At 71.2% G+C, this 12,799-nt stretch carries 12 protein-coding genes; 7 read left to right on the top strand and 5 right to left on the bottom strand.

All coding sequences use genetic code 11. The annotated features are described in order from the left end of the window. Positions 1-20 precede the first annotated feature (20 nt). Complete coding sequence (locus AOM05_RS05525) at positions 21-950, top strand: endonuclease domain-containing protein (protein ID WP_169746722.1); 930 nt, start codon at positions 21-23, stop codon at positions 948-950. A 119-nt stretch (positions 951-1,069) separates the two neighbouring features. Here AOM05_RS05525 and valS read toward each other — a convergent pair whose 3' ends face one another. Then, positions 1,070-3,823 carry a valine--tRNA ligase gene (gene valS / locus AOM05_RS05530; RefSeq protein ID WP_082097288.1) on the bottom strand — a complete coding sequence of 918 codons (2,754 nt, stop codon included), beginning with the start codon at positions 3,821-3,823 and terminating at the stop codon, positions 1,070-1,072. Positions 3,824-3,949: 126 nt separating this feature from the next. On the opposite strand from valS, the gene AOM05_RS05535 reads away from it, so the two are divergent. Continuing rightward, entirely contained in the window at positions 3,950-4,363 is a 414-nt protein-coding gene (locus AOM05_RS05535) for a carboxymuconolactone decarboxylase family protein (RefSeq protein WP_062520115.1), read from the top strand. Positions 4,364-4,385: 22 nt separating this feature from the next. Here AOM05_RS05535 and AOM05_RS05540 read toward each other — a convergent pair whose 3' ends face one another. Next, positions 4,386-4,799 (bottom strand): winged helix DNA-binding protein, encoded by a 414-nt coding sequence (locus tag AOM05_RS05540; RefSeq protein ID WP_062520117.1) that lies wholly within the window; start codon positions 4,797-4,799, stop codon positions 4,386-4,388. Positions 4,800-4,956: 157 nt separating this feature from the next. Continuing rightward, positions 4,957-6,603 carry a cation:proton antiporter domain-containing protein gene (locus tag AOM05_RS05545; RefSeq protein WP_062520119.1) on the bottom strand — a complete coding sequence of 549 codons (1,647 nt, stop codon included), beginning with the start codon at positions 6,601-6,603 and terminating at the stop codon, positions 4,957-4,959. Between the two features lie 308 nt (positions 6,604-6,911). On the opposite strand from AOM05_RS05545, the gene AOM05_RS05550 reads away from it, so the two are divergent. The 4 genes from AOM05_RS05550 to AOM05_RS14190 all read left to right on the top strand — a co-directional run bounded on the left by AOM05_RS05550 (position 6,912) and on the right by AOM05_RS14190 (position 9,533). Continuing rightward, positions 6,912-7,331: a phage holin family protein gene (locus AOM05_RS05550; protein ID WP_062520120.1), complete on the top strand. Its 420-nt coding sequence runs from the start codon at positions 6,912-6,914 to the stop codon at positions 7,329-7,331. 78 nt (positions 7,332-7,409) lie between these two features. Next, positions 7,410-7,796: a phage holin family protein gene (locus AOM05_RS05555; RefSeq protein ID WP_062520122.1), complete on the top strand. Its 387-nt coding sequence runs from the start codon at positions 7,410-7,412 to the stop codon at positions 7,794-7,796. Between the two features lie 112 nt (positions 7,797-7,908). Next, the gene (locus tag AOM05_RS05560) at positions 7,909-9,366 is read left to right on the top strand and encodes an NAD(P)/FAD-dependent oxidoreductase (RefSeq protein ID WP_062520124.1); all 1,458 of its coding nucleotides are present in this window, start codon (positions 7,909-7,911) and stop codon (positions 9,364-9,366) included. Between the two features lie 23 nt (positions 9,367-9,389). Beyond that, complete coding sequence (locus AOM05_RS14190; protein ID WP_156165050.1) at positions 9,390-9,533, top strand: hypothetical protein; 144 nt, start codon at positions 9,390-9,392, stop codon at positions 9,531-9,533. A 30-nt stretch (positions 9,534-9,563) separates the two neighbouring features. Here AOM05_RS14190 and AOM05_RS05565 read toward each other — a convergent pair whose 3' ends face one another. Then, positions 9,564-10,142: a MarR family winged helix-turn-helix transcriptional regulator gene (locus AOM05_RS05565; RefSeq protein ID WP_062520125.1), complete on the bottom strand. Its 579-nt coding sequence runs from the start codon at positions 10,140-10,142 to the stop codon at positions 9,564-9,566. A gap of 106 nt (positions 10,143-10,248) precedes the next feature. On the opposite strand from AOM05_RS05565, the gene AOM05_RS05570 reads away from it, so the two are divergent. Then, complete coding sequence (locus tag AOM05_RS05570) at positions 10,249-10,827, top strand: NADPH-dependent F420 reductase (RefSeq protein ID WP_062520127.1); 579 nt, start codon at positions 10,249-10,251, stop codon at positions 10,825-10,827. Between the two features lie 61 nt (positions 10,828-10,888). Here the strand turns inward: AOM05_RS05570 and AOM05_RS05575 are convergent, their stop codons facing one another. Further along, the gene (locus tag AOM05_RS05575) at positions 10,889-12,697 is read right to left on the bottom strand and encodes an alpha/beta hydrolase (RefSeq protein WP_062520128.1); all 1,809 of its coding nucleotides are present in this window, start codon (positions 12,695-12,697) and stop codon (positions 10,889-10,891) included. Positions 12,698-12,799: the final 102 nt, after the last annotated feature.

Here is a 12,799-nt window from a genome sequence, read left to right on the forward strand (position 1 = left end):
GAGTCGCCTACAACGGTCCCATGACCCATCTCAGGCCGCTGCCCCGGGTGGCCGCCGGCGGCTCCCTGGTCGACGCGCTGCGCCGCGAACCGCGAGCCTTCACATACGACGAGCTCATCGGGATCGCGTCGGAGCGCAAGGCGCGCACCGCGATCGCACGCGGCGACATCGTCAGGCTGCTGCCGGATACCTACGTCGCTGCCATCCATGCCGAGTCGTTCGCGGCCCGCGTGGACGCCGCGCTCCTCTGGGCGGGCACCAAGGCTGCCGTCTCCGGCGTAGCAGCCATGTTCCTGTGGGGCTTCGTCGAGGAGCCGCCGGAGACCATCGAGATCGTCCTGCCGCACCCCGAACACCCGTACCCACCCAAGTGGATCCGCGTGAGGCGGCTGTCCTACCGCCCGCCGACCACCCGCATCGGGCGCGCGACGGTGCTCGGGCCCGACCTGGCGGTGATCCATGGATTCGGCGGGCTCGCGCGTGGAGACCGGTCGTCGGCCGTTCACCGTGCGTTTCGCAGCGGCTTCACCACGCCTCGCGCCATCCGGGACGCTCTGGAGCGGGTCCCGCGGTGCACGGCGCGCCGCGAGCTTCTGCGTCGCGTCGACGCCGCGGAGCGCGGTGCCGAGAGCTACCTCGAGGAGGTGGGTCTGCGCCGAGTGTTCAACACAGGAGAGTTCGCGCGCTTCCTCCGTCAGCATCGCGTGATGGCGCAGGGTGAGTTCTTCAGGCTCGACATGTACGACCCCAGCACCATGACGGCCGTGGAGCTCGACGGTGCGGCCTCACATGCAAGCCCGCAGCAGAGACAGCGCGACCTCCGGCGTGATGCGCTGCTCGCGGGGATCGGGATCCAGACCCTGCGCCTGACCTACGAGGACATCACCGAGCGCCCCGAGCAATGCCGCGCGCGGGTGCGCGAGGTGCTCGAGGCGCGCAGCACGACGTGAGTCGCACCGCGCGCCTCGAGCCGTCGGTCAGTTCCCCGCAGCAAACACAGATGTCGCCGAACCGTCGCTGAGCTACCCATAGCGCGCCGGGGGCCGCGGCGGGTGAGTGGAGGGGCGTCCTACGCCTCGGCCAGGACCGCGTTCTCCGTCCGCATCACCGTCGGGTCGGCGATCTCGTCCGAGGAGCCGTCCTCGGAGCCCAGACCGTCGACGTTCGGCTCGAGCGCCGCCTCGGTGTCGACGATCTGCATCGACTCGACACGACCCGCGGCCAGCAGGTCGGGCTCGGACGCGCGCACGAAGCCGGCCTTCGCGGCCGGCACCAGCAGGTCCACGGACACGAGCGGCGTGCGCTGCGACACCTTCGCCTCGGACTTCACCTTGCGCAGCACGGACAGCGCCTCGCCCGCGGCGGCGAGCAGGGGAGCGCCCTGCGACGCCTCCCCGGCGGCCTCGCGCAGCGGAGCGGACTCCGGCCACGGCGTGCGGTGGATCGAGCCCGGCCGGTACCAGCTCCACACCTCCTCGGTCGCGAACGGCAGCACCGGCGCGAGCAGGCGCAGGAAGGTGCCGAGCGCGAGCGTGAGCGCGGTGCGCGCGGACGCGGCGGCGGGGGAGCACGGCGCGTACGGGTCGATGGCCTCGCCGGGGGCGGCGCCGTCGTACGCACGGGTCTTGACCAGCTCGAGGTAGTCGTCGCAGAAGGTCCAGAACAGCGTCTCCGCGACCTCGAGGGCGCGTGTGTGATCGTACTTCTCGAGCGCGGTGGTCGCGGCGTCAACCACGTCCGCGAGCGCCGTCAGCATGGCCCGGTCCAGGGGCTCCGTCACGGAGCCCGCAGCGATGGTGTCCGCGGCGGCGATGCCCGCCTCGAGCGACGAGTCGGCGGCCGTCGCGATGCCGGTCGCGCCGAGCACGAACTTCGACGCGTTGAGCACCTTCATCGCGAGGCGACGGCCGATCTTCATCTGGCCCTCGTCGAATGCCGCGTCGGTGCCGAGGCGCGCGGCTGCGGCCCAGTAGCGCACCGCGTCGGAGCCGTGCGTCTCGAGCAGGCCCATGGGCGTCACCACGTTGCCCTTGGACTTCGACATCTTCTTGCGGTCCGGGTCGAGGATCCAGCCCGAGATCGCCGCGTGCTTCCACGGCAGCGTGCCGTGCTCGGCGTGCGAGCGCACCACGGTGGAGAACAGCCAGGTGCGGATGATGTCCTGGCCCTGCGGGCGCAGGTCCATGGGGAACGTCGCGGCGAACAGTGCGGGGTTGTCGCGCCACCCGCACACGATCTGCGGGGTGAGCGAGGACGTCGCCCACGTGTCCATGATGTCCTTCTCGCCCGTGAAGCCGCCCGGGACGTCACGCTGCGACGCCTCGAAGCCCGCGGGCACGTCCACCGACGGGTCGACGGGCAGCGACTCCTCCGAGGGCACCAGCGGGTTCTCGTAGTCGGGCGAGCCGTCCGCGAGCACGGGGTACCAGACCGGGATCGGCACACCGAAGAAGCGCTGGCGCGAGATCAGCCAGTCGCCGGTGAGGCCGCGCACCCAGTTCTCGTAGCGCACGCGCATGAAGTCGGGCTCGAAGTCGAGCTCCGAGCCCCGCGCCACCAGCTCCGCGTTCAGCGCAGCGTCGGTACCGCCGTTGCGGATGTACCACTGGCGCGTGGTGACGATCTCGAGCGGCTTGTCGCCCTTCTCGAAGAACTTCACGGGGTGGTTGATGGGTCGGGGAGCGCCGTCAAGAACGCCCGCCTCGGACAGCAGCTCCACGATCCGCTTCTGCGCGGAGAACGTGGTGAGCCCGGCCAGCTCGCCGTACGCGGCGAGGCCCGCCTCCGAGGAGATCCCCGCGGGCGCATCGGGCAGCATGCGGCCGTCCCACCCGATCACCGGGCGCGTGGGCAGGCGCAGCTCGCGCCACCACGTCACGTCCGTGACGTCGCCGAAGGTGCAGATCATCGCGATGCCGGACCCCTTCTCGGGGTTCGCCAGGTGGTGCGCGACCACGGGCACCTCGACGCCGAACAGCGGCGTCCGCACGTGCTTGCCGAAGAGGCCCTGGTAACGGGCATCATCAGGGTGCGCGACCAGCGCCACGCACGCCGGCAGCAGCTCGGGACGGGTGGTCTCGATCCACACGGACTCGTACGAGCCGGTGGCCTCCTCCATGTCCGCCGCCGGCTCGAACGCCAGGCGGTGGTACGCGCCGGGGCGCTCGCGGTCCTCGAGCTCGGCCTGCGCGACCGCGGTGCGGAACGTCACGTCCCACAGGGTCGGCGCCTCGGCCTGGTAGCACTCGCCGCGCCACAGCCCGCGCAGGAACGCCTGCTGCGCGACGGCCTGCGAGGACGGGGAGATGGTCTGGTAGGTGCGCGACCAGTCGACGGACAGGCCCAGGTGGCGCCACAGCGACTCGAACTGCTTCTCGTCCTCCGCCGTGAGGCGCTCGCACAGCTCGACGAAGTTCCGGCGCGAGATCGGCTGCTGGTCCGCCGCCTTCACGGACTTGCCCTCGCCGCCCTCGAACGGGGGCTCGTAGCCCTCGACGTAGGGGAGCGTGGGGTCGCAGCGGACGCCGTAGTAGTTCTGCACGCGGCGCTCGGTGGGCAGGCCGTTGTCGTCCCAGCCCATCGGGTAGAACACCTCGCGGCCGCGCATGCGCTGGAAGCGGGCGACCACGTCGGTGTGCGTGTAGCTGAACACGTGGCCCACGTGCAGCGAGCCCGAGACGGTGGGCGGCGGCGTGTCGATCGAGTACACCTGCTCGCGGGTCTTCGACTCGTCGAAGCGGTACGTGCCGGCGGCCTCCCAGGCCTCGTTCCAGCGGTCCTCAAGCCCGTCGACGGTGGCCTTGTCCGGGATGCGCGAAGTCATGGGCGCCATTCTTCCAGAGGCGCGACCGTGCTCGGGAATCGAGAGCAGGGACGATGCGCCGGGCACCTGGTCGCCCGGCGGCACGCCTCCCGTACGGGGGGACGATGCGCGGGTAGCGTCGCGCGCATGGAGGCGAGGGTTGGCGCCGGCTTTCTCAAGGCGCTCGAGCGGATCGACGGAGACGTCGGCGACGCCCTCGAGCCCCGGCTGCGCGACATGATTCGCCTGCGGGTGTCGCACCTCAACGGCTGCCACCACTCGATCCGGCTGCACTCGGAGGCGCTCGCGCTCGGCGGCGCGCGCCCGGACCTCATCGCGGCGCTCGCGCGCCCCGCCCGCCAGATCCGTCCCGGCCTGGTGAGCGACGGGGAGTCCGCGGCGCTGCGCCTCGCGGAGGTCCTCACGGATGCGCCGCGCGCGCTGGAGCAGGACGCCCGCGCGCATGCGGGGGCGTGGTTCAACTCGACGCAGCTCGGAGCGATCGTCGAGGTGGTCGCGGTCACGAACGCCTGGAACAGGGTGATGCGCGGCGCGGAATAGCCGCGCTGGGGAGAGGCGACGCTCAGCGCTCGAGGTTCCCCAGCATCGTCCTCACGACGGCCTCCGCGGCCTCGATCTGCGCGTCCGTCAGGCCCTCCGACGCATCGTCGTGGATCCGTTCGATCTCGTCGTGCAGCTCGTCGACCACCTCGCGCCCCTCGGGCGTGGCCGCCCGCAGACCCTCGAGGTCCTCGGCCCACGCGCCCGCGACCAGGCCGTTCCACGCGTCGGTGAGCTTGGCCGGACTGTAGAACGGCGTCATGTGGTCCTCGAGCTGCTGCCACGTCATCGGGTCGCGGGAGCGGGCCAGCAGGCTCAGCATCACGAACTCGGCGCGAGTGGTCGAGCGGTCCGCGAGGGCCTCGTCGAACGCGGAGTCGTAGGCGTGGCTGAGCGCCTTGATGAGAGCGTCGAGACGGACGGCGTCGTGGCTCATGCGTCCAGGCTATGCCGCACTCGAGGTGGCTGCCGGGCGATCGCCCGACGACTCCCACTGGCGCTTGTGACGCAGGTGTTGCCGCGTGAAGGATGTGGCGGCCTCACGCGCCCCGCGAGTGCGCTTGCGTCACAAGTGTCATTGATTGTCGACGCGGCTACGCCCTGGCCTCGGATTCGTTGGGCGGGCCGCCCACGCGCTCGACCATGAGGTCTGCGACCTCGTGCACGCCCACCAGCACGCGCGAGGCGCCCTGGCTCTCGAGGTACTCGACGTCGCGGGTGCCGTGGCCCCGCGTCACGATGTCCATGTCGGGCGCGAGCTCGCGCGCCTTCGCGATCACCGACCCGGCATTGAGCGGGTCGGGGATGCCCACGAGCACCGCCCGCGCAGCCCCGATGCCGGCGGAGCGCAGCACGCCCGCGCGCGCGGCGTTGCCCAGGATGGCCTCGTGACCGCGGTCGCGGATCTTCTGCACGCGGGTCTCGTCGTCGTCGATGACCACCACGGGGATCTCCGCGGCCCACAGCGCCTTGGCGACGCGGCCGCCGACCCGGCCGTACCCCACCACGATCACGTGCCCGGTGGCCTCCGAGGAGACCGGCCCGGCCCCCGCATCGTCCGGCAGGGCGTTCTTGCGCGCCAGGATCTTGGCGACCCACGCGAACAGCAGCGGGTTGAGGATGATCGAGATGATCGCGCCGGCGAGCACCAGGTCCTGCGCGTCCTCGTGGAGGATCTCGAGGTCGGCGCCGAGGGTGACCAGGATGAAGGAGAACTCACCGATCTGCGCGAGCGAGACCGCGATGAGCAGCGCCATCGACCGCGAGTACTTGAGCATGCGCACCAGGCCGAACGCGATGATGAACTTGCCGCCCACGATGATCGCGACGGTCGCGAGCAGGGCGACGGGCTGCCGCAGCACGATCGACGGGTCCACCAGCATGCCCACGGCGACGAAGAACAGGACGGCGAACGCGTCGCGCAGCGGCAGGGAGTCCTCGGCGGCGCGGTGGGAGAGGTCGGACTCGCGCAGGATCATGCCCGCGAAGAACGCGCCCAGGGCGAAGGACACCTGGAACATCCACGCGGCGCCCACGGCGACGCCCAGCCCGATCGCGAGCACGCCCAGCGTGAAGAGCTCGCGCGAGCCGGTGTCCGCGACGCGGGCGAGCGTCCACGGGATCACGCGCCGGCCCACGAACCACATGAGCGCCACGAACCCGCCCACGCGCAGCACGGTCAGCGCCAGCTCGCCCGCGAGCTCGCCGCCCGTGGCGCCGTCGCCCGCGAGCACCGGCACCACCACCAGCGCGATCACCATCGCGAGGTCCTCGACGATCAGCCAGCCCACCGCGATGTGGCCCGCGCGGGTGTCGAGCAGCTGCCGCTCCTCGAGCGCGCGCAGCATCACCACGGTCGAGGCGACGGACAGCGCGAGCCCGAACAGCAGCGCACCCTCGAGGCCCCAGCCGAGCAGCAGTCCCAGGCCGGTGCCGAGCGCCGTCGCGACCGTCATCTGCGCGATCGCGCCCGGCAGCGCGACGCGGCGCACCGCGAGCAGCTCCTTGAAGCTGAAGTGCAGGCCCACGCCGAACATCAGCAGGATCACGCCGATCTCGCTCAGCTGCGTCGCGAGGTCCACGTCGCCCACGAAGCCGGGCGTGTACGGGCCGATCAGCAGGCCGGCGGCGAGGTAGCCGACGATGGGCGACAGGCGCAGCTTCTGCGCCGCGAAACCCAGGATGAAGGCCGCCACCAGGCCCACTGCGATCATCTCGATGAGGGGGGCATGGTGCAACATGCCCTGACCCTATCCGTCCGAGTTTGCGCGCATGTGTCCGGCACCGGCCGGTTCGCGCTCCGCGAATACGTCAGGGGGTACGGGAATTCCGTGCGATGCGCTACTGTTCTGGGCATTAGGTCCTAGGACCTATCGCCTTGATCCCGGCCGCAAGTCCCTGGTGGCCGGAAATGGTCGACAGCACCACGAGGGCGCCTCCCCGGAGGCGCCCTCGTCGTCTGTCCGGAGCCCTTCCGGAGGGCTCTGCCTGGGACGATGCGCGGCGCGAGTCCTCGCGCATCCCACCGGCCGCGGGGTAGCGTCGGCTCATGGAGAGATTCCTGCTCAAGGCGGCCGTGTTCCTCGCATCGGCGGTGACGGCGCTCGCGCTCACCTCGCTGATGCTCGGGGAGGACTTCGAGCTCGAGATCAGCGGCCTCATCACCGCGACCGTCATCTTCGCGCTCGCGCAGAGCCTCCTGTCGCCCCTCATCGAGCGGCAGATCCACAAGCGCGCCCGCGCCGTGGTGGGCGGCGTGGGCATCATCTCGACGTTCGTCGCGCTGCTCATCACCGCGACGCTCACCTCGGGCCTCACCATCCACGGCTTCGGCACGTGGGCCGCCGGCACGCTCCTGGTGTGGCTCATCACCGCGATCGGCGTGTGGGTGCTGCCGGGGCTGTTCGACAAGATCGGAGACAAGGGCGACAAGCCCGCCGGCGGCCAGGCGGTCGACAAGCGCGACTGAACCCGCGCATCGTCCCCGAAACGTGCATCGTGCCTGATTTCCGAGCAGAACGGGCGTGTCGGTAGTAGCGTCGGCACCATGGTGCGATTCCTGATCAACACGCTGATCTTCTTCGGCTCGGCCGCGCTGGGTCTCTGGATCACCTCGATGGTCCTCGACGGCTTCACCATCGACTTCACGGGCCTGCTGGTCGCCGCGGTGATCTTCACCGTCGCGCAGTGGATCCTGTCCCCGCTGATCTTCAAGATGGCCACCAAGTACGCCAACGCGTTCCTGGGCGGCGTGGGCCTGGTGTCCACGTTCGTGGCGCTGCTCATCACGTCGCTCGTGGTCGACAGCCTCGCGATCGACGGGGTCGGCACGTGGATCGCCGCGACCGTGCTGGTGTGGCTGGTCACCGCGCTCGCGACGTGGCTGCTGCCCATGATCTTCCTCAAGAAGGCCGTGGACAACCGTCGCGACTGACCCGGGCGAGGGACCAACGTCCCTTGCGATCGATACCCTCGGGGGTATAGACCTGGGCTGAGGGGCCGTCAACGACGACGGCCCTCCTTCCAGGTCAGCGAGGTGATCGGTCATGGCCCGCGTGGTCGTCCTGGGTGCCGGGGTGTCGGGGCACACGGCCGCCCTCTACCTGCGCAAGCTCCTTCCCTCGGAGCACGAGGTGCTGGTGGTCAACCCCAAGCCCACCTACAACTGGATCCCGTCCAACATCTGGGTGGGCGTGGGGCGCATGAGCCACGAGGACGTGGTCTTCGAGCTCGCGCCCATCTACCGGCGCAAGGGGATCGGGTTCGTCCAGGGCAGGGCGGTCGCCCTGTGGCCGGAGGGGCAGGGGGACGATGCGCGGCCCGCCGTCGAGGTCGAGCTCACCTCTCCCGGGGGCGAGGGGCGGACCGAGCGGATCCACTACGACTACGTGGTCAACGCCACGGGGCCGAAGCTCAACTTCGGGGCCACGCCGGGCCTCGGGCCCGACGTCGGGCACACGCTCTCGGTGTGCACCCCGGACCACGCGACGCAGGCGGCCGCGAGGCTGGCCGCGCTGATCGAGGTGCTCCGCACGCGTCGCCAGACCGTGGTGATCGGCGTCGGGCACGGCACCTGCACGTGCGAGGGCGCGGCGTTCGAGTACACGTTCAACGTCGAGCACGAGCTGCGCGAGGCCGGCGTGCGCGACAACGCCGAGATCGTCTACCTCACCAACGAGAACGAGCTGGGCGACTTCGGCGTGGGCGGCATGCAGTTCGAGCAGAACGGGTACCGCACCACGTCGCAGCTGTGGACCGAGTCGCTGTTCCGCGAGCGCGGCGTGCGGGCCATCACGGGCGCGGCCGTCACGTCGATCGACCCCGGGGTCATCCACTACGAGCAGCTCGACGGCTCTCACAACGACCTCGCGTACGACTTCGCGATGCTGCTCCCGCCGTTCAAAGGCAACGACTGGAAGGCGTTCGACCGGGCCGGCGAGGACATCACGTCCACGCTGTTCGCCCCGTCGGGCTTCCTCAAGGTGGATGCGGACTACACGCCCAAGCCCTACGCGGAGTGGAGCGCGCGCGACTGGCCGCGGACCTATCAGAACCCGACCTACAGGAACGTCTTCGGGGTGGGCATCGCGTTCGCGCCCCCGCACCAGATCTCGAAGCCGCGCGCCACGCCCGACGGGGTCGCGGTCGCGCCGTCGCCGCCGCGCACCGGGATGCCGTCGGGGACCATGGGCAAGGTGGTCGCGAAGTCCATCGCGGACATGATCATGCGCGGGGCTCCGGAGCCCACGCATGCGGCCTCGATGGCCGAGATGGCCGCGGCGTGCGTCGCCTCGGCGGGGACCGGCTTCCGGTCGGGCACGGCCGCGGCCATGACCATGAGCCCGGTGGTCCCGGACTGGGAGCGCTACCCCGAGACGGGACGCGACCTCAAGGCGACCAAGGGCGAGATCGGGCTGTCCGGCCACTGGGTCAAGCGCATGCTGCACACCCTGTTCATCTACAAGGCGAAGGCGCGTCCCGGGTGGACGTGGATCCCGGAGTGAGCCGGGCGGATCGGAGGATCGCGATGGACACCACCAACGAGCGGATCGCCCACGCGCCGCTGCCCACCGAGGCGGAGCTGAGGCGGCGGCGCAGCCTGCTGGCTCAGGCGGCCCGCTTCATCGGCACGTCCTGGACCATGTGGAGGCTCGCGCGCAAGCATCACTGAGCCCGCGCATCGTCCCTCCTGCGGGCGCTGCTAGCCCTGCTCCGCCGGGTCGGCGGGGCAGGCCGCGTCGGCGGCGAGTGCCGGGTCAGCGGCGCACTCCGGCGAAGGGTCCGCGGCGCACTCGGCGAGCGATGCGGTCACCGCGAGGCGCCGGTCGGGGTCGAGGCGGCCCAGGATCTTCAGCGCGAGGTCGGCCAGGGCGTCGACCTCCTGCTCGGTGAGGTCCTCGAGGATCATCTCGCGCACCGCGTCGGCGTGGAGCGGGCGCGCGTCCGCGAACGCGTCCGCGCCGGCGTCGGTGAGCACGGCGTTGAAGGCGCGGCCGTCCTCGGCGCACGCGGCACGGACCACCAGGCCCTTGCGCTCGAGGCCGGTGACCACGCGCGACAGGCGCGGGAGGGTCGCGTTCGTGCGGGAGGCGAGGGCGCTGAGGCGCAGGCGGTGCGCGGGCGCCTCGTCGAGCGCCTCGAGAAGAGTGAACTCGAATGCGGTGAGGCCGGCGCCTGCCAGGTGGTGATCGAGCGCGGTCGGGAGCAGCTCGAGCAGCGCGTGGAGGCGCGCGACCGCGACGCGCTCGGGGTGGCGCAGGGCGGTGGTGGTGCTCGTCATGGGTCCATCCTACCAAGAGGTTGCATCTACAACCAAGAGGGTCTATGGTCGGTTGTTGTAGGTACAACTAAACGGGTCGCGAGGCCCGGCTCGAAAGGACACGGACATGACCACCTTCACCATCATCGGCACCGGCAACATGGCCAACGCGATCGGCGGCGTGCTCGCCGACGGCGGCAGCTCGGTCACGTACGTCACCAAGGACGAGGTGGGCACGGCCCCGCTCGCCGGCGACGTGGTGGTCCTCGCCGTGCCGTTCCCTGCGGTCGACTCGATCCTCGCCGCGTACGGCGACGCGTTCGACGGCAAGGTGGTGGTGGACATCACCAACCCGCTGAACTTCGAGACCTTCGACTCGCTCGTGGTGCCCGCCGGCTCCTCCGCCGCCGCGGAGATCCAGGCGAAGATCCCCGCCGCCCACGTGGTCAAGGCGTTCAACACCAACTTCGCGGCCACCCTGGGTGCCAAGAAGGTCGGCGAGCTCACCACCACCGTGCTGGTCGCGGGCGACTCGTCCGCGGCGAAGGCGACGCTGGTCGCGGCCGTCGAGGCCGGCGGTCTCGAGGCGATCGACGCGGGTTCGCTCGCGCGGGCGCACGAGCTCGAGGCGATCGGCTTCGCGCAGCTCACCCTCGCGGTGTCGGAGAAGATCGGCTGGACCGGCGGCTTCGGCATCTCGCGCTGACCCCCTGAGCGCGACGCGCGGCGGACCTTCGGCTCGCCGCGCGTCGCCGCGCATCCGGCCCCTACCGCCCCAGCTGCTCGAGGAGCGTCAGCCGCTCGGCGCGGCGCTCGTTGAGGAAGTCGCCCAGCGCCTCCGTGTCTGCGGCGGTCCAGTCGTCCGGGTCGGTGACGCCGACCCACGCCTGCAGGTTCGCCTTCGCCGTGTACATGTGCCCGTAGCCCTCCGGCACGGAGCCGGCGGCGGGCATGTCGAGCATGGTCTGCCAGCCGGTGATGAGCGGGAACCAGTTCATCTGCGGCGACACGTCCGGCGCCCGCTCACCCTCCTGCAGCCACTCGGGCTCGCGGTAGAACGTCACGGGGGAGAAGAACACCACCGGATCCGAGCCGTGCTGGAGGTACACGACCCGCGTGGAGCCCCACGTCCCGGACGGCTCGGCCAGCGCATCGTCCTCCCCGGTGAACCGGACCGTGCGACCCTCGCCCACCACGGGCAGCCAGGCGGGGGAGCCCTCGTCGCGCGAGCGCTCGAGCTCGTTGTGCATGAGGTTGAGGAAGGTGGGGCCGGTGAGGAGGGCGCCGTCGACGGGCTCGTTGAGGATGTCGATGGACCCGAGCACGGACTCGGGGCCCGCGGAGCCGAGCGACAGCCCGTAGAGGTAGAGCTCGGGGCGTGAGTCCTCGGGCAGGGCGGCCCAGTAGTCGTGCACCAGGCGGAACGTCGCCTGCGTCGCGTCGGTGACCGCCCTCTGGTCCGCCAGCAGCGACAGCCAGCTGGGCAGGTACGAGTACTGCAGGCCCGCGATCGCGGTGTCGCCGTTGTAGAGGAACTCGATGGAGTCCGCGGCGTTCGCGTCGATGAGACCGGTGCCGGTGGTGGTGGCGAGCACCAGCACGTCGCGGTCGAAAGCGCCGGTGCGGACCAGCTCGTCGAGCAGGAGCTGCGCGCGCTCGTCGAGGGTGTCCGCTGACCGCAGGCCCACGAACACGCGGATCGGCTCGAGGGCGCCCCCGCCCGACCAGGAGTCCAGCTCCTCGACGGACGGCCCCGAGGACAGGAACGCGCGTCCCTGCCGGCCCAGGTCCTCCCACGCCACCAGCGAACCCTCGCCGCCCGAGCGCAGCGGTGAGGTCACCTCCCTGGTGCCCACCTTGTCGTCGAGGTCGCGCGCGGAGAACGCCCAGTTCGCGCCGATGAACGCCCCGCGCACCAGCACGCCCGAGAACACGAGCCACAGCAGCACCACCAGGCCGGCGGTGGCGAGCGTCACCGCGAGGCGGCGGGGCAGCCACCGCCTGAGCAGCGCGTTGCCCCACCGGAACAGCGCGCGCAGCAGCCGCGCGCACACCAGCACGGTGGCGGCGACCACCAGGCCCATCCCGATGACGATCGGCCACGCGGTCGGGTCGAGCTCCTCCATCCCGAACGTGCGGCGGATGCCGTTCTGCCACCCCACCCATCGCCAGATCGCGAGCCCCAGGCTCACCCCGATGAGCCCGAGCACCACCCAGGCCACCACGGTGAGGGCGCGTCCGCGCAGGTTGGGGACCTCGAGGTAGTTCCAGACCGCGTGCGCGCCCGCGCCCAGCCCGTAGCCGGCCATGAACGACACCCCGGTCGCGAGGCCCTGCACCAGCGGGACGCGCGGCAGCAGCGACGGCTCGAGCGACACGGCGATGAAGAGCGCCCCGACCACCAACCCCACGCCGGAGAACGTGGGCTCGAGGATGCGCGGGGGTCGGGTGGACGATGCGCGGCGACGGGCGCCTGTCAGGTTGCGGACGATCATGAGGCCGCGGGCGGCGAGGCTCGCCTCGGGGGCGGGTGCGACGTCGGTCGCCGATCCGGTCACGGGCGTCACCCCCTCCATCCTTGTGACTGTATCGCCGCCGCGGGGGTGCGCCGCGCATCGTCCCTCGGAACGGCCGGATGGCACCCAGCGACGCATTGTGACCGGTCCCATTGATAACTA

It is taken from the genome of Demequina silvatica (assembly GCF_000971215.1).
GTDB lineage: Bacteria > Actinomycetota > Actinomycetes > Actinomycetales > Demequinaceae > Demequina > Demequina silvatica.